Origin of the sequence: Sorangium sp. So ce362, assembly GCF_051519845.1 — a bacterium.
Taxonomy (GTDB): Bacteria; Myxococcota_A; Polyangia; order Polyangiales; family Polyangiaceae; genus Sorangium.
In genome coordinates this window covers 9,678,058-9,693,602 of sequence record NZ_CP150332.1, presented here as the reverse complement: position 1 = coordinate 9,693,602, position 15,545 = coordinate 9,678,058, and the positions used below count along the sequence as shown (strand labels likewise).

Below are 15,545 nucleotides of genomic sequence, written 5' to 3'. Positions count from 1 at the left end.
GCCTGTCCCCTTCTTCGACCGTGCTCGCGGTGATCTCGCCATGCAGGACGAGCTCACCGCCGTGTTCCAGTCGGTCGTCCAGAGCGGCCGCTACATCCTCGGTCCAGAGGTCGATGCCTTCGAGTCGGAGTGCGCCGCATACCTCGGCGTCCGGCACGCGATCGGCGTCTCGTCCGGCACGGACGCGCTGCTCGCCGCGCTGATGGCGCTCGGCATCGGCGCCGGCGACGAGGTGGTGTGCCCCGCGTACACGTTCTTCGCGACCGCGGGCGCCGTCCATCGCACCGGCGCGCGGCCGGTCTTCGCGGACGTGCTCCCCGGCTCCTTCAACCTGGATCCCGCCTCCCTGGCGCGCGCCCTGACCGCGCGCACCCGGGCGGTCATCGCCGTCCACCTCTTCGGTGGCTGCGCTCCCATGGACGAGCTCCTCGCTCTCGCGGGGGGCCGCGGCGTGCCGGTCATCGAGGACGCGGCCCAGGCCTTCGGCGCCGAGCGCGCGGGCCGCCGCGCGGGCGCGATCGGGCTCATGGGGTGCTTCTCGTTCTTCCCGACCAAGAACCTCGGCGGCTTCGGCGACGGCGGGCTCGTGACCACCGACGACGACGAGCTCGCCGCTCGCGTCCGGTCGCTGCGGGTGCACGGCGCTCGCAGGAAGCACCGCCACACGCTGGTCGGCGGCAACTTCCGGATCGACGCCCTCCAGGCGGCGCTCCTCCGGCGCAAGCTCCCGCGTCTCGGCGCGCTCCTCGGCAGGCGGCGCGAGCACGCCGCGCAGTATGCCGCGCTGCTCGGCGGGGCGGGCTTGCCCCTGTCGTTGCCTGACACCGGCGCCGCCGGGCACAGCGTCAATCAGTACGTCATTCGTCTCGACGACGCGTCGCTGCGCGACCCATTGCGGAGCTCCCTGGCCGAGCGGGGTATCGGCACCGAGGTCTACTATCCAGCGCCGCTCCACCTCCAGCCCTGCTTTGCGTCGCTCGGCCCGCCGGCCGGCGCTCTCCCCGTCGCGGAGTCTGCCGCGCGCGAGACGCTCGCGCTGCCCATCTTCCCTGAGCTCACGAGCGAGGAGGTCGCCCGCGTCGTGCGCGCCATCACTGCTTTCTTCGTCTGACCGGCGTCGCGGCGGTGCTCCGTCGGTGGCAGCTGCCTCCTCCGATACTCCCGCTGCGAGCGCGAGGGGTGTTTGCGCGTTGCGCGCGAGCGGCCCGTTTGGCGTTCCCCGAGCGAGCGAGCTGGGCTAGCCTCCTGCGCATGGCATCGATCGTCCAACCGTCGCTCGAACGGATCGTCCAGGCGCAGTTGGCGGCATGGCCGGAGCACGAGGATTTCCTGCGGAAGCGCTTTGCTGCGACCGAGCTCGGCTTTGCGGAGCGCGTCGCGTCGCTCGCGCTGCGGCTCGCCGGCGACGACCTCCCGCGCATCTGCGCGGACTACAGGTGGATGTGCGAACGCATCCTCGAGGAGGAGCTCTACTTCCGGCGCACCGGCCGGTACCGCCTCTCGACGCTCGCCGAGGCCCGGCGTGAGGTCTACGACGACCACACTTACATGACGCAGTACATGCACGGAGTGCTCCTCTCCCACATCTTCTGGGCGAACCACACGGCGGTCATGGAGTACTACGTCGACACCTTCCTCGCGTCGAACCCACCGGGGTACCGCCACCTCGAGATCGGCCCCGGCCACGGCCTCTTGCTCTACTTTGCCGCCGAGGATGCGCGCTCGGGCGCGGTCACCGCGTGGGACCTCAGCGCGGCGAGCTTGGACGCGACCGGGCACGCCATGCAGGCGCTCGGGGTGCGGCGCGCGCCGCGCCTCGTGCGGCGCGATTTCGCCGATGCCGTGGACGACGGCGAGCGCTTCGACAGCATCGTGATCAGCGAGGTCTGCGAGCACCTCGAGGATCCGCGAGCCGCGCTCCAGAGCCTGCGGCGCTCCCTCGCGCCGGGCGGACGCCTCTTCGTCAACGTGCCGGTCAACAGCCCCGCGCCCGATCACCTGTACCTGCTCCGGACGCCGGAGGAAGCGGTCGATCTGGTCGCGAGCAGCGGCTACGCCATCGCTGAGACGCGCTTCTTCCCCATCACCGGCCACTCGCTCGAGCGCGCGCGCAAGACCGATAGCACGATTTCGTGCGTCGTCGTCGCTGGCCATCCGGCGTAACCGCGTCTCGACGACCCGGCCTGCCCGCGGCGCTCCTCCGCTGAGCGCGCTCGGCCGCTGAATGGATCGGGACCCCGACGCATCCAACGTGATCCGGGGCAGCAGCCGCTCGGCTGTGCGTCCCGGATAGCCCGGCAGGAGCGCTTGTTCCACCCCTGAGGCGCGTGTAGTTTTGCGCCGCCCCGGGGGCGTACGGCGTTCAACACCCCAGGGAACCGTGTCCCATGTCGACGTTCGCGGAGTTGAAACGAAACCTCAAAGAGGATTTCTCGCAGCTCAAGGTGGTCCGCCTCGCCGTGCTTGCGGACTCCGCGACCCAGCTGCTGGTCCAGGCGCTGCGTGGCTCGGGTTACGAGAGCGGTCTGAACATCGAGATCTACGAGGCCGACTACGATCAGATAGAGCGTCAGATCCTCGATACGTCCTCGGAGCTCCACCGCTTCAAGCCGCAGTTCGTGCTCGTGTTCTACGCCGCCGAGAAGCTGCTCACCAGGTTCCAGAAGCTCCCGCTGGACGCAAGAGCCGGCTTCGCGGAGGGCCACATCGACACCCTCGGGCAGCTCGCCGACGTCCTGGGCCAGCACCTCTCGGCGACCATGATCTGCACGAACTATCCCGAGATCGACGATGGGGTCTTCGGGAGCTTCGCCAACAAGGTCTCCTCGTCCTGGCTCTATCAGATCCGCAAGGCCAATTTCCAGCTGATGGATCTTGCCCAGTCGGTCCCCAATCTCCTCGTCAGCGATCTCAGCCTCCTTTGCAGCCAGCTCGGCCGCGACGCGATGACGGATCGCAGGATCGCGATCACCACGGACCTGCTCTTCAGCGTCGACTTCTTGCCGGTCGCCGCGCGGAGCGTGGTCGACATCGTCGCGGCGGCGTCGGGGCGCTTCAAGAAGTGCCTCGTGCTCGACCTGGACAACACGCTGTGGGGCGGCGTCATCGGAGATGACGGCGTCGAGGCGATCGAGATCGGCGGCCTCGGCGTGGGCGCCGCCTACTCGCAGCTCCAGCGGTGGGCCAAGGAGCTCAAGGACCGGGGGGTCCTGCTCGCGGTCAGCAGCAAGAACGATCCGCGCGTCGCGGCCGAGCCGTTCCAGGTGCACCCCGACATGGTGCTCCGCCTGGACGACTTCGCCGTCTTCTGCGCGAGCTGGGAGAACAAGGTCGACAACATTCGACATATCCAGTCCATCCTCGAGATCGGGTTCGACTCCATGGTCTTCGTCGACGACAACCCGGCCGAGCGGGAGATCGTCCGGAGGAACCTGCCCGACGTGTGCGTCCCCGAGCTGCCCGACGATCCGGCCCTGTACCTGCCCTATCTGCAGCGGCTGAACCTCTTCGAGACCACCTCGTCCACGGCGGAGGACGGGGCGCGCACGCGGCAGTATCAAGAGGAGGGCCGGCGGCGGGAGCTGAAGGCCACGTTCGCCACGGAAGAAGAGTTCCTGCGGAGCCTCGAGATGACCGCCGAGGTCGAGCCGCTCACCGCGTTCAACATCCCGCGGGTGGCCCAGCTCATCCAGCGCTCCAACCAGTTCAATCTCCGGACGATCCGGTACTCCGAGGACGAGGTGCGCCGCATCGCGCGGTCGCCGCAGCACCTGCCGTTCGCGGTGAGCCTCGCGGACAGGCTCGGCAGCTACGGGCTGGTGAGCGTCGTCTTCCTCGAGCGGGCAGGCGACGCGCTGTTCATCGACACGTGGCTCATGAGCTGCCGGGTCCTGAGGAGGGGGCTCGAGAGCTTCGTGCTCAACGCCCTCGTCGACCGGGCTCGGCGCGAGGGCTACGCGACGATCGTCGGGGAGTATCTCCCCACCAGGAAGAACGAGCTCGTGAAGGACCATTACAAGAGTCTGGGCCTCTACCCGCGCGACGGGCGGTGGCACCTCGACGTCCGCGGCCACGAACAACGCACAACCTTCATCCGTTCAAAGGTCTTGCCCCATGGCGAATGAAATCCTGAGCCAGATCGACGACATCATCAGGAAGGTGCTCGATCACGATGACATCGTGATTCAGGAGACCACCACGGCGAAGGAGGTGCCCGACTGGGATTCCCTCTCTCACGTTCAGATCGTGGCTGCCATCGAGAAGCACTTCAAGATCACCTTCACCTCGAGGGAGATCCATTCTTTCAAGAACGTCGGGGAGATGTGCGCCGCGGTCGCCGCGAAGCGCGCGAAGTAACGCTCGTCGGGCGCGCCCGCGTGAACGCCCGCCTCTCGCGCCGGTGCGGCGCCCGCCTGACGGCGGAGGTCGTCGCGGCAGCGGCCTCCCTCGGCGGCGCGGAGCACGCTCACGGTGCAGGTCGAACCTTGAACACCGCCACACATGTCGTTTAGCTCGCTTCAGTTCCTTCTCTTCTTCCCTGTCGTCGCGGCGATCTATTATCTCCTTCCGCACCGGCTGCGCTGGGTTCATCTCCTCATCGCCAGCTGCGTCTTTTACACGGCCTTCATCCCGGCCTACCTCGTCCTCGTCCTCGCGATGGCGGCCGTCGACTACTCGGTCGCGCGCGCGATGGCGAGGGCGGACGACGCCCGCCGGAAGCTCTACCTCGCCCTGAGCCTCACGATGAACCTCGGGACGCTGGGGTTCTTCAAGTACTACAATTTCGCCGTCGAGAACGTGAACGCAGCCCTGTCGCTCGCGCACGTGGGCGGGTCGGCTCCGGCGCTGGACATCCTCCTGCCGCTCGGCCTCTCGTTCCACACGTTCCAGGCGATGAGCTACACCATCGACGTCTACCGCGGCGATCAGGAGCCTGAGAGGCGCTTCGGCATCTATGCCCTCTACATGCTCTTCTTCCCGCGCCTCTCCGCCGGGCCCATCGAGCGCGCGCAGCACCTGCTTCCGCAGCTCCGCGCCGAGCACCCCTTCGACTACGGGAGGGTCACCGACGGGCTCAGGCAGATGGCCTGGGGCTTCTTCAAGAAGACGGTCGTCGCGGATCGCCTCGCCCTCGGCGTGGACACCATCTACCGCGAGCCTCGCCAGTACGGCGGCGTCGAGCTGACCCTGGCCTCCGTCTTCTTCGCGCTCCAGCTCTACGCTGATTTCTCCGGATACTCGGACATCGCCGTCGGCGCGGCCAAGGTGTTCGGCATCGACGTGACGAACAACTTCAGGCGTCCCTACTTTGCCGCGAGCCTGTCCGAGTTCTGGCGGCGCTGGCACATCTCTCTCTACAGCTGGTTCAATGATTACGTCTTCTCCCCGCTCGCGATCGCGATGCGCCATCGGGGCCAGCTCGGCGTGGTCCTCGCCGTCATCCTGACGTTCACCTTGAGCGGGCTATGGCACGGCGCCGCGTGGGGGTTCCTCGCGTGGGGGTTGCTCCAAGGGCTCGCCATGGCCTTCGAGACGCTCACGCGCAAGAAGCGCGCGAAGCTCATCAAGCTGCCCTCGCGCCTCGCGAGCGCGCTCGGCGTCGCGCTGACCTTCTCGTTCGTGTGCTTCACGTTGATCTTCGTCCGCGCGAGCACCCTGAGCGACGCCGTCTACATCGTCACGCACCTCGGCTCGGGGCTCGGGGACTTCGCCGGGAACGCCCTTCGCCCCGGGCACCTCGCGCTGACCGTGGGCTCGCTGGGCTACTACAAGGCAGATTTCGTCATCGTGATGCTCGCCACGCTCGCCATGCTGGTCGTCGAGCTCGTCCATGAGCGATTCGATCTGCGAGCGTTCTTCGCGGCGAAGCCCGCCGCCCTTCGCTGGACGGCCTACTACGCCCTCGGCGCGTCCATCCTCCTGTACGGCGCGCACAATGCGACTCAGACCTTCATCTACGTGCAATTCTAGCGATGAAGCGACTCATCCTGAAGGCTTCGCTCCTCCTGCTGCCGTTCGCGCTCTACGCCCTCTGCATCGTGGTCATCGACCCCTTCGAGCGGTTCGGCGTGGCCCGCTTCATGCCTGTCCACGACAAGAGCAAGGTCGCGATCGCGATCAACAACCCCTTGTGGAAGGTCATCGAGTTCAACCGGGCGCCGCTCCCGAACATCACCCTCGGCGCGTCCAAGATGAACCTATTGACCCCGGACCTCCTGAAGCAGGCCTCCGCCGTCGACTACCACAACCTCAGCCTGGGAGGCGGGTCGGCGATCGAGTTCATCAACCTGTTCTGGTTCGCGGCGAGCAGGGCGGAGCTCGAGCGGGTCGTCTTCGGGATCGGGATCGAGAACTTCAACGAATACATCGATCGTGACAGGGTGAAGGGCGCCGAGGCCACGGCGAGCAACCCGCTCCTCTATGTGATCAACCGTGATGTGGCATCGGCGGCGAAGCACCTCGTGCTCATGAAATACCTCGGCGCAGCGCCCCCCTCGACCGCTCCGCCGATGAGCAAGGACGAGTTCTGGAAGGTCCAGCTCGGCGAAGCGACCACCCGGATCTTCGCGAAGTACCGCTTCAACGAGGGCGCCTACGGCAAGCTCGCGGAGATCTCCGCGTACTGCCGGGAGCGGGGGATCGAGCTGACGTTCGTGATCCTGCCCAGCCACGCCGACGTGCACGAGCGGCTTCGGCAGATGGGCGTCGAGGAGGAGTGGAAGAGCCTGCCTCTGCGGTTCGGCCAGCTCGGCAGGACCCACGACTTCGACGTCGACGACGAGCTCACGGCGAGCAGGGACAACTTCACCGACCCGTTCCACTTCGCTCCCGACGCCGCGCGTCGCCTCGCCGGCGCGATCGGGTCCGACCGCGCCGGTGGCGCCCGCTGAGTGACGGCGGCGCGGGCCTGCCGGGGCTCCCCTTGGGGCGGAGCTCCCACGGCGCCGAGCCGCGCGACCCTGCCTGTGCTAGACGTGCGCGCCATGAGCGTCGAGGTCGGCATCGTCGGACTGCCCAACGTGGGCAAGAGCACCCTGTTCAACGCCCTGACGGCCGCGAAGGCCGAGGCGCAGAACTACCCGTTCTGCACGATCGAGCCCAACGTCGGCGCCGTGCCTGTCCCTGACGACCGGCTCACGACGCTCGCGAAGTACATCAAGAGCGAGAAGATCATCCCCGCCATGGTGCAGGTGGTCGACATCGCCGGCCTCGTGCGCGGCGCGAGCACGGGCGAGGGGCTCGGGAACAAATTCCTGAGTCATATCCGCGAGGTAGACGCGATCCTCCACGTGGTCCGCTGCTTCACGGTCGCGGACGTCGTGCACGTCGACGGCGGCGTCGATCCGCTCCGCGACATCGACACGATCGAGACGGAGCTCATGCTGGCCGACCTCGGCTCGCTCGAGGGGATGCTGGAGCGCACGCGGAAGCAGGCGAAGGGCGACAAGGAGCTCCTCCCGAAGATCGCGCTCATGGAGCGGTGTCTCGAGGCGCTCCAGGCGGGCAAGCCGGTCCGCGGGCTCTCCTTCGACGACGAGCAGCGGAAGGTCGTGAAGACGTTCGGCATGATCACCGCGAAGAAGGTCCTCTACGTGGCGAACGTCGACGAGTCCGACGTCTCCGGCGCGGGCCCGCTCGCGGCGAAGGTGCGCGAGCGCGCTGCCTCCGAGGGCAGCGGCGTCGTGCCGGTCTGCAGCAAGCTCGAGGCGGAGCTGAACGAGCTCGCGCCCGATGAGCGCGCCGAGATGCTCGAGAGCCTCGGCATGAAGGAGCCGGCGCTCTCGACGCTCGCGCGCGAGGCCTACCGGCTCCTCGGCCTCCAGAGCTACTACACGGCCGGTCCCAAGGAGATCCGCGCCTGGACCATCCCGGTCGGGTGCACCGCGCCGCAGGCCGCAGGGGTCATCCACAGCGATTTCGAGAAGGGCTTCATCCGGGCGGAGGTCTACAACGTGGGGGACCTCGTCGAGCACCGGACCGAGGCCGCCATCCGCGCCGCCGGCAAGCTGCGCGTCGAGGGCAAGACGTACGTCTTCCAGGACGGCGACGTCGCGCACTTTCTCTTCAACGTCTGAAACGTCTGACTGTCCATTCTCGAGCGCGCCCGCTCGCCGCCGCCGGCCCTCCCGAGCGCGCTCGCCGCGCCCCTGCATCGCGCTGCCCCCTGGTCCGCGCCGCGCCGCCCCTGCTTCGGGGGGCGACGCGGCACCGCCGTTGCTCCTCCGCTGTGCGCGCAGGCGCGGTGTGCCGGCCGCGACCGCCGGCGTTCCGTCGCGACCTTGCGCCTCGTGGACGGAGGCGGGACGGTGCCCAGGGCGACGAGCGGCGGCGCGTGGTGTGTGCTGGTTCTCCTCACCTCGTCGGGGAGCGCCGCGGCGGGCTGCGTTGCCGCCGCGGCCGACGTCCCGCCCGAGGAGGTGGGCGCCCCGGACCCGGGCGGCGACGCGGCGCCGGCGCCCCGTCCGCCCGCGCCGTGCGCGCTGCCGCGCGGGTTCCTGGTGGGCGCGCCGCCCCGCTTCCCCGCGACGCCCGCGCCGCCCCTCGGCCACAGGCCCTCGGCGGCTCCAGGCGGCGATGCCTTCGGTCGCTTCCTGCGGTCCACCGTCGTGTTCTGCGGGCCTGACGAGCGGCCGTACTTCCTCCGTTACCGCTTCTATCTCACCGGCCCGCTCTCGGGCCGCTGGCTGCGTCCGCCGCTGCTCCAGCCGCTCTGAGCGCGCCGCCCTGCCGCGCGGCCGGCCCCATCGCCGCGCGTCGGCCCATGGCGGCAGCGCGGCGTCCGGTTTTTTGACCCCCTGGATCCGCTCGGCTACCTCCTTCGCCCTCACGGGACGAAAGGACGATCATTTGGGCGCACTCAAAGGATCCATCTCATTCTCGAAGTTCTATGTCCGTGGCGAGCTCCCCGACGGGTTCCGCGACAGGTTCGCCGAGCGCATCCAGCTCCGCGCGTTCCGGCCGCTCACGGTCGAGGAGGACGCAGAGCAGCGCGCCGGGTGGTGCTCCATCGAGAACCCGCTCGATTGCGAGCTCGATCACGGCAAGATCTTCTTCAACTCGTACCTCAACCTCGGCCTCAGGACCGATCGGTGGCAGGTGCCCGCGGCGCTCTTCAAGGCGCACTTCGCCGAGGCGGAGCGGGAGCACCTCGCCAAGCGCGGGCGCGAGAAGCTCGGGCGGCGCGAGAAGGAGGAGCTCCGGGCGGTCGTGTCGAGGAAGCTCCGCGCGCAGCTCATGCCGGTGATGAAGGTCGTGGACCTCTCCTGGAACCTGGAGGCCGGCGTCGTGCGGTTCTGGAACCAGTCGCCGCGCGCGCACGAGGGGCTGGCGGAGCTCTTCGAGGACACCTTCGAGCTCGATCTCGTGCCCGAGAGCCCCTACACGGCCGCCCGCGAGCTCGGCTTGACGAGCGAGCAGCTGGCCGCGTTCGAGGTGCTCAAACCCACCGTCTTCCACGCCGAATCGCCCCTTGGAGGTGCCCGGTGAGCCTCGCCGAGCTGATCGAGCAGCGCCGATTCGTCGGCCGGGAGTTCCTTGTCTGGCTCTGGTTCGAGAGCGAGCTCTTCGAGGGCCGCTTCTCCCTGGACGCCCTCGGCGTCTGCGAGCTCTGGCTCGAGGGGCAGATCACGCTCGTCCAGGAGAAGGAGCAGAGCCGGCTCAAGGGCGCGGCGCCGAGCAGCGCCCCCGAGGCCCACGAGGCGCTGCGCCAGGGCAAGCTCCCCTCGCAGGCGCGCGTCCGCGTCACCCGCGGAGAGCTCGAGTACGCCTTCCTCTTCAACGCCGACGCGTTCGCGCTGGCGGGCGTCAAGATCCCGAGCGTCGTCAAGGACGCCGTGGACGAGCAGTTCTACGAGCGCATGTACCTCATCGAGGAGCTCGAGACGCTCTTCACCGCGCTCTACGGCGAGTTCCTCGCCCTGCGGCTCAGCGCTGCGTGGGAGACCGGCGTGGCGCCGTTCGTCCGCGCCTGGGTCCGGGGCGAGCCGGTCGACGTGGCCGCCTATCAGAAGCTCCGGAGCAAGCTCGCGCCTGTCCGCGGCGCGGCGAGGTCGAGGACGACCCCGCCGCCCGCGCAGACGCCCGAGCGCGTGGTCGCCTGAGCCCGCCCTCGGCCGAGCGCCGGCCGCGCGGCCGGCGCCCTCGCGCCGCTACTTCCCCTTCACCTTGCCGTGGATCTGCTTCGCCTGCGCGAGGTGCTCGCGCAGCTGCGGCAGCGTCGCGGCGGCGAAGGCCTTCAGCTCGGCGTCCTTCGCCTCCTTCGAGGCTTTCTCGAATTTCTCGACGTCGTGCTCGTGGTCGTCGACCATCGTGCTCATGTAGGCCCGGTCGAACTCGGTTCCCGTCTTCTTCGACAGCTTGTCGACGTTCTCGCGGTGCTCCTGATCGAGCTCTTGCGGCACGAGGACGCCCTTCTGCTGCGCGAGCTGCGCGAGCCGCTTGTTCGCCGCCGAGTGGTCGTCGATCATCCGCTGCCCGAAGCGCTTCACCTCCGGGCTCGCGGCGCGCTGCTGCGCGAGCTGCCCGAGCCGCACCTCGAGGAGCCCCCCCTGGCCGGCCTTCTCGATGAACTCCCGATCAGACTTGCTGAGCTTGGTGTCGCCGCCCTGGGCCTGCTGCCCTGTCGAGCCCTGCCCCTGCGCGGCCGTCGAGGCCGGCAAGATCGCCGCCCCCAGCATGATGGTGAATAGAACAGGCTTGAGCATCTCAGTCCCCTCCTTGTCCTTGTCCGGCTCTCGCCGGGCGGCCATGCCGAGCGCTCCATGGGACCGGCACGGCCGGACTCCACTGCTCGGCGCCTCCGGGTCGAGCCACCCGTCGTTTGTCGTGAGACCTCATCGCTCTGGCAAGGGGCAGAGAGCATGGGGCGGCCCGCCTGCGGCGGCGCGGCGGGGGGGCGAGCGCGTGGCGGCCGCGAGCGCCGAGCGAGCGTTTCATCGAACGAGCGCTGAAGGAGCCGGCGCAAACGAAGCGGACGGCGATGACGCGCCGGGGCAGCGCACGCGCCGAGGCGGGGGATTCGAGTTGACAGATCCTTCCTGCTGGGCCTTGTATCGAGGCGGATGGACTCCGGATCGACGCGCGCGTGCCGCTCGGACAGGGCCGGTTTGGTCCTCGTCGGCGGCTATCCTCCGCCTTATGGAGGCGTGAGCGTGCACGTGCAGCGCGCAGCCCATCTGGCGCAGGGCCGGTTCGACGTGGACGTCATCGACGTCCATGCGTCTCCGTCGCTGCCCATCGCGCCGACGTCCTTCTCCGTCCACCGGTGCGGCGCCGGGAGGGCCCCGACGCGCCTGCTTCGCGCGATGGCGCACCTCAGGCGCCGGGGGCGCGACCTCGTCCATTTCCACGTCTCGGCCCTCACGAACTTCACGACAGCGGCGATCCCCCTTTTTGCGTCGCTGCCGCCGGGTAGCTCGAAGCTCATCACGATGCACGGCGGGAGAATGATCTCGAATTACGAGCGCAGCGGCGGGCTCGCGAAGCGCCTCGCGGCGACCGTCCTCCGGCAGTTCGACCACTGCATCGCCGTCAATCACGATCAGGTCCGGTTCCTGGAGCAGCTCGGCGTGGCTCCCGGCCGGATCTCGTGTCTCCCCGCCTTCTTGCCGCCGACGCCGGTGCGCGACGCGACCCTCGATGCCCGGGTCGAGCCGCTGCGGAGGGCGACAGGCGACCTCCTCCTCGTGTCCGGATTCGCTTTGCGGCTCTATGGCTTCGACGTCGCGATCGAGGCCCTCAAGCTCCTCCACCGCGAGACGGGAGCGAAGCCCGGCCTCATCGTCGTATTTTATTCGCAATACGACAGCACGTACGTCGCCGAGGTCGAGCGAGGGCTCGCCGAGTATGGCAGCGAGCACAGCCTCGTCTTCCGAGATCTCGATCCAGGCAGCTTCTCCTACCTGCTCAGCCTGGCCGATATCTTCCTCCGGCCGACGACGACAGACGGCGATTCCGTCGCGCTCCGCGAAGCCGGCTACCTGGGCAAGCAGGTGATCGCCTCCGATTGCGTGGCGCGTCCCGAGGGCGCGTCCCTGTTCGAGACAGGGAGCGCGAGCTCGCTCCGGCGCGCCATAGAGCGCGCGCTGTCCGACCGGAGCCATGGCCGGCTGTCCCTCGGCTCGGACGACAACGCATCGAAGCTCATGGTGATCTACGAGCAGCTCCTGGGTCGCTGAGGGGCCCACGGCGGCGCTCGCGCCCGGGCGGGCAGCGCGGGAGGCGGCGCCGCGTTGCGGGGCAAAAGACCCCAAGAACTGGGCCCCGGCCGCTGGCTCTGTCTACCCTCGGCGCCTGTGGTCGGCGATTTCTTCAAACGCCTCACGAACGGCGTCGTGTTCCTCCTCGCCGCCCTGACCTTCTTCCTCGTCCCCGTCGGCAGGAAGACGGCCGCGCAGCACCTCGTCGCGATCGTCTCGACGCCGCCCGCCAGGGAGGCCGCCTCGGCCTTCGCCCACATCGCTCGGCGCATCACAACGGAGGCGCGCACCGAGCTCGACAAGCTCCGCAACCCCCCGCCCGCGCCGCGCGAGCCGAAGCCGCCGACGGCGAAGGTGAGACCGCCGTCCTAGCCCCGGCCCCGGTCGGCCCGCGCTGAGCGGGCGCGCGCAGGGCTCAGCCCTTGCGCGGATCCTTCGCGTTCGGGTGCTCGTTGTAGAACGCGTCGAGGCTCTCCCGGGAGATCTCCGCCTCGATCTCGCCGTCTCTCAGGATCGTCGCCTGACAGCCGAGGCGGCTGCTCGACCGCACGTCGAACGCCTTGTCGAGGATGTCCTCCTCGTCCTCCTCGGCCTCGCTGAGGAGCTCACGCCCCTTCGTGACGTACACGTGGCAGGTGGAGCACGCGCAGACGCCGCCGCACGCGTCGCCCTCGGGGGCGCCCACGGCCTTCGATGCCTGGAGGACGGTCGATCCCACCGCGACCTCGGTCTCCCATGCGCGACCGTGGGCCAGAAAGCGGACCTTGACCATCAGCTCCTCCTCGCTTCGATGCTCGTTGATGCCGCGCTCGCGCCGCCCGTCTCGGCCGGCCCGCGGCTCGCGTCGTCCCCTCGGTGCTCGGCCAGGTGCGCGTCCACGCCCCTCGCCGCCGCGACCTTTGCCTCGACGTCCTCGACCTGCTTGCCCGCGATCGCCTTGGCCACGGCGCGGTCCATCCGCCGCCCCGCCCACGCGCGCGTCGCCTCGTCGAGCGCGTCCGTCCGCGCCTGGATCAGCCCCGGCCTGTCCCCGCGGATCGCCGCGTCGAGGGCGCTCAGCGCCCCCTCGATCGCCTCGCGCTCGCCTGGCCCGAGCAGATCGGCGTCCGCGGCGAGCGCCTTGCGCGTCGCCATCGCCACGCGCTCGCCCTCGACCCGCGCCTCGACCAGCCGCCGCTTGAGCAGGTCCTCTTCCCCGTGGTCCAGCGCCGCGAGGAGCATGTTCTCCACCTCCTCGTCGGTCAGCCCGTAGCTCGGCTTCACCTCGACCTTCTGCTCGACCCCGGTCGTCAGCTCGCGCGCGGCCACGCCGAGCAGCCCGTCGGCGTCGACGCGGAACGTCACCTCGAGCCGCGCCATGCCCGCGGGCATCGGCGGGATCCCCTTCAGCACGAAGCGCGCGAGCGACCGGCAGTCGGCGGCGAGCTCCCGCTCGCCCTGCACGATGTGCAGATCGAACCCGGTCTGGTTGTCCGCGTAGGTCGTGAAGACCTGCCGCGCCCCCGCCGGGATCGTCGTGTTCCTCGGCAGGATCTTCTCGGCCACGCCGCCCATCGTCTCGATGCCGAGCGACAGCGGCAGCACGTCGAGCAGCAGCACCTCGTCCGCGCGCTCCATCGAGCCGGCCAGGATGTCGGCCTGGATGGCCGCGCCGAGCGCCACGACCTCCTCCGGATCGATGTCCTTGAGCGGCGCCTTGCCGAAGAGCTTCGCCAGGTAGTCGCGCACGTAGGGCACGCGCGTCGCGCCGCCCACGAGGATCACGCCGTCGACGTCCGCGGCCTGGACGCCCGCGTCGCGCAGCGCGCGGCGGCAGGCGACGCCCGTGCGCTCCAGGAGCGGCGCGATGAGCGCGTTCAGCTCGTCGCGGGTCACGGTGATCAGCTTCGACCCAGGCCGGCCTGGGCTCGCCTCGTCCGCCTGCACGGGCAGCTCGATCTCGACCCGCTCCGCGTCGGTCAGCGCGTGCTTGATGCTGCGGGCGGTGTCGAGCGCGAGCCGCACCACCTCGGGCGTGCGCCGCGTCGCGCCCATCTCCTGGAGCAGCCGCTCGGCGAGCGCCCGGTCCATGTCGTCGCCGCCGAGCGCGCTGTCGCCCCCGGTCGACTTCACCTGGAAGACCCCGTTGTCGAGCAGGAGGACGGTGATGTCGAACGTCCCGCCGCCGAGATCGTAGACGGCGAACAGGCCGTTTTGCTGCTTGTCGAGCCCGTACGCGAGCGCCGCGGCCGTCGGCTCGTTGAGCAGGCGCAGCACCTCCAGCCCGGCCAGCCGGCCGGCGTCCTTTGTCGCCTGCCGCTGGGCGTCGTCGAAGTAGGCCGGCACCGTGATCACGGCGCCGCCGACGGACCGGAGCTCGCGCTCGGCCGAGGTGCGGAGCTCCTTCAGGATCTCCGCCGACACCTCGACGGGCGTCACGACCCTGTCGCGCACCTTGAAGCGCACGCTCTTCGCGTCCTCGGGGCCCTTCGGCTCCACGAACTCGTACGGCCCGAGCCGCCGCGTCTCCGGGTCGTTCGCGTCGCGGCCCATGAAGCGCTTCACGCTGACGATCGTCTCGCGCGGGTGGCCCTGCGCCAGCCGTCGCGCGCTGTGGCCCACGATCGCGCTGCCGCGGTCGTCGTAGTGCACGACCGACGGCACGAGCCGCTCGCCGTTGCAGTCGTCGATGACCACCGGCCGGCCGTCGCGCACGCGGGCGACGATCGAGTTCGTCGTCCCGAGATCGATGCCGATCGGGCTGGGCCTTGCCTTGGGGTCGAAAATTTCGAGGAGGGTCATGTCTGATCCGCGATGTCTTCTTCGATTGCGCTCACTTCGTCGAGGAAGCGCCGGATGTAGCGGAGCTCGCTCAGCATGGCGAGCACGCCCTTCAGCTGCTCCGGGTCGTCCCCTGCGGCAGCGAAGGCCGCCTGGATCGCGGCGAGGGTCGCCTGCTCGCGCGCCCGCATCGCGCCGCCGAGGCGCGCGATGCGGGCGGGATCGCCCTGCTTCGCCGCCTCGGAGAGCTCCTCGCGCGACTCCATCATCTCCATCAGCAGGGCAGGGGAGGCCTTCTGCTCGCCCTCCTCGCCCCGCGCGATCCCGGCGCGCTGGAGCAGCGCATCGGCCCGGCGGATCGGATCCCTGAGGACGCGCAGCGCGTCGTTCGCCTCGATCGCGCGCCCCAGCGCGAGCCTTCGCTCGGCCGCGGGGGCGCCCGCGTAGCGATCGGGGTGGAGCGCGCGCGAGAGATCGCGGTGGCGCTGCTCCAGCGCGCGCAGGTCGAGGTCGAACCGAGGCTCGACGCCCAGGATATCGAAGGGATCGGTCATCACGTGCTCTGGGGAGGGGCGCCTCGGCGGCGAG

Annotated in this window: 16 protein-coding genes; 12 read left to right on the top strand and 4 right to left on the bottom strand. The window is 69.7% G+C overall.

The features are described from left to right. Positions 1-40 precede the first annotated feature (40 nt). From WMF17_RS37300 to WMF17_RS37255, 10 genes are all read left to right on the top strand, one after another. Positions 41-1,111: a DegT/DnrJ/EryC1/StrS family aminotransferase gene (locus WMF17_RS37300; protein WP_437598145.1), complete on the top strand. Its 1,071-nt coding sequence runs from the start codon at positions 41-43 to the stop codon at positions 1,109-1,111. 140 nt (positions 1,112-1,251) lie between these two features. Continuing rightward, complete coding sequence (locus WMF17_RS37295) at positions 1,252-2,163, top strand: class I SAM-dependent methyltransferase (protein WP_437598144.1); 912 nt, start codon at positions 1,252-1,254, stop codon at positions 2,161-2,163. A gap of 242 nt (positions 2,164-2,405) precedes the next feature. Next, positions 2,406-4,124 carry an HAD-IIIC family phosphatase gene (locus tag WMF17_RS37290; protein WP_437645761.1) on the top strand — a complete coding sequence of 573 codons (1,719 nt, stop codon included), beginning with the start codon at positions 2,406-2,408 and terminating at the stop codon, positions 4,122-4,124. Beyond that, positions 4,114-4,356 carry an acyl carrier protein gene (locus WMF17_RS37285; RefSeq protein WP_437598141.1) on the top strand — a complete coding sequence of 81 codons (243 nt, stop codon included), beginning with the start codon at positions 4,114-4,116 and terminating at the stop codon, positions 4,354-4,356. Before WMF17_RS37290 ends, WMF17_RS37285 begins: the two co-directional genes overlap by 11 nt. Before the next feature lie 144 nt (positions 4,357-4,500). Then, positions 4,501-5,970 (top strand): MBOAT family O-acyltransferase, encoded by a 1,470-nt coding sequence (locus WMF17_RS37280; RefSeq protein ID WP_437598140.1) that lies wholly within the window; start codon positions 4,501-4,503, stop codon positions 5,968-5,970. Positions 5,971-5,972: 2 nt separating this feature from the next. After that, positions 5,973-6,890, top strand: coding sequence for a hypothetical protein (locus WMF17_RS37275; protein WP_437598139.1), 918 nt, complete (start codon positions 5,973-5,975; stop codon positions 6,888-6,890). 93 nt (positions 6,891-6,983) lie between these two features. After that, the gene (ychF, locus tag WMF17_RS37270) at positions 6,984-8,075 is read left to right on the top strand and encodes a redox-regulated ATPase YchF (RefSeq protein ID WP_437598138.1); all 1,092 of its coding nucleotides are present in this window, start codon (positions 6,984-6,986) and stop codon (positions 8,073-8,075) included. Positions 8,076-8,306: 231 nt separating this feature from the next. Further along, the gene (locus WMF17_RS37265; protein WP_437598137.1) at positions 8,307-8,714 is read left to right on the top strand and encodes a hypothetical protein; all 408 of its coding nucleotides are present in this window, start codon (positions 8,307-8,309) and stop codon (positions 8,712-8,714) included. A gap of 133 nt (positions 8,715-8,847) precedes the next feature. Then, a complete protein-coding gene (locus WMF17_RS37260) occupies positions 8,848-9,486 on the top strand; it encodes a hypothetical protein (protein WP_437575774.1) in 639 nt (212 codons plus the stop codon). Then, the gene (locus WMF17_RS37255; protein ID WP_437598136.1) at positions 9,483-10,100 is read left to right on the top strand and encodes a hypothetical protein; all 618 of its coding nucleotides are present in this window, start codon (positions 9,483-9,485) and stop codon (positions 10,098-10,100) included. Before WMF17_RS37260 ends, WMF17_RS37255 begins: the two co-directional genes overlap by 4 nt. A 48-nt stretch (positions 10,101-10,148) precedes the next feature. Here WMF17_RS37255 and WMF17_RS37250 read toward each other — a convergent pair whose 3' ends face one another. Beyond that, positions 10,149-10,703 carry a DUF4142 domain-containing protein gene (locus tag WMF17_RS37250; protein WP_437645759.1) on the bottom strand — a complete coding sequence of 185 codons (555 nt, stop codon included), beginning with the start codon at positions 10,701-10,703 and terminating at the stop codon, positions 10,149-10,151. A gap of 357 nt (positions 10,704-11,060) precedes the next feature. Between WMF17_RS37250 and WMF17_RS37245 the strand changes: the two genes are divergently transcribed. Both WMF17_RS37245 and WMF17_RS37240 read left to right on the top strand, forming a co-directional pair. Next, a complete protein-coding gene (locus WMF17_RS37245) occupies positions 11,061-12,176 on the top strand; it encodes a glycosyltransferase family 4 protein (RefSeq protein ID WP_437598134.1) in 1,116 nt (371 codons plus the stop codon). A 117-nt stretch (positions 12,177-12,293) separates the two neighbouring features. Beyond that, entirely contained in the window at positions 12,294-12,569 is a 276-nt protein-coding gene (locus WMF17_RS37240; RefSeq protein ID WP_437481426.1) for a hypothetical protein, read from the top strand. A gap of 43 nt (positions 12,570-12,612) precedes the next feature. Here the strand turns inward: WMF17_RS37240 and WMF17_RS37235 are convergent, their stop codons facing one another. From WMF17_RS37235 to hscB, 3 genes are read right to left on the bottom strand one after another with little or no spacing between them, the layout of a single operon-like run. Continuing rightward, positions 12,613-12,969, bottom strand: coding sequence for a 2Fe-2S iron-sulfur cluster-binding protein (locus tag WMF17_RS37235; RefSeq protein ID WP_437598133.1), 357 nt, complete (start codon positions 12,967-12,969; stop codon positions 12,613-12,615). Continuing rightward, positions 12,969-14,978, bottom strand: a complete 2,010-nt coding sequence (gene hscA, locus WMF17_RS37230) for a Fe-S protein assembly chaperone HscA (protein WP_437598132.1) — start codon at positions 14,976-14,978, stop codon at positions 12,969-12,971. The genes WMF17_RS37235 and hscA overlap by 1 nt, the downstream gene beginning before the upstream one ends. Then, positions 14,975-15,511: a Fe-S protein assembly co-chaperone HscB gene (gene hscB / locus WMF17_RS37225; protein ID WP_437598131.1), complete on the bottom strand. Its 537-nt coding sequence runs from the start codon at positions 15,509-15,511 to the stop codon at positions 14,975-14,977. Before hscB ends, hscA begins: the two co-directional genes overlap by 4 nt. Positions 15,512-15,545: the final 34 nt, after the last annotated feature.

What these genes read in the sequence shown, in the direction of transcription:
- WMF17_RS37275 (WP_437598139.1), top strand. Translation starts at nt 5,973, where the DNA reads ATGAAGCGACTCATCCTGAAGGCTTCGCTCCTCCTGCTGCCGTTCGCG.
- WMF17_RS37300 (WP_437598145.1), top strand. Translation starts at nt 41, where the DNA reads ATGCAGGACGAGCTCACCGCCGTGTTCCAGTCGGTCGTCCAGAGCGGC.
- hscA (WP_437598132.1), bottom strand. Translation starts at nt 14,978, where the DNA reads ATGACCCTCCTCGAAATTTTCGACCCCAAGGCAAGGCCCAGCCCGATC.
- WMF17_RS37250 (WP_437645759.1), bottom strand. Translation starts at nt 10,703, where the DNA reads ATGCTCAAGCCTGTTCTATTCACCATCATGCTGGGGGCGGCGATCTTG.
- WMF17_RS37245 (WP_437598134.1), top strand. Translation starts at nt 11,061, where the DNA reads ATGGACTCCGGATCGACGCGCGCGTGCCGCTCGGACAGGGCCGGTTTG.
- ychF (WP_437598138.1), top strand. Translation starts at nt 6,984, where the DNA reads ATGAGCGTCGAGGTCGGCATCGTCGGACTGCCCAACGTGGGCAAGAGC.
- hscB (WP_437598131.1), bottom strand. Translation starts at nt 15,511, where the DNA reads ATGACCGATCCCTTCGATATCCTGGGCGTCGAGCCTCGGTTCGACCTC.
- WMF17_RS37235 (WP_437598133.1), bottom strand. Translation starts at nt 12,969, where the DNA reads ATGGTCAAGGTCCGCTTTCTGGCCCACGGTCGCGCATGGGAGACCGAG.
- WMF17_RS37285 (WP_437598141.1), top strand. Translation starts at nt 4,114, where the DNA reads ATGGCGAATGAAATCCTGAGCCAGATCGACGACATCATCAGGAAGGTG.
- WMF17_RS37295 (WP_437598144.1), top strand. Translation starts at nt 1,252, where the DNA reads ATGGCATCGATCGTCCAACCGTCGCTCGAACGGATCGTCCAGGCGCAG.
- WMF17_RS37280 (WP_437598140.1), top strand. Translation starts at nt 4,501, where the DNA reads ATGTCGTTTAGCTCGCTTCAGTTCCTTCTCTTCTTCCCTGTCGTCGCG.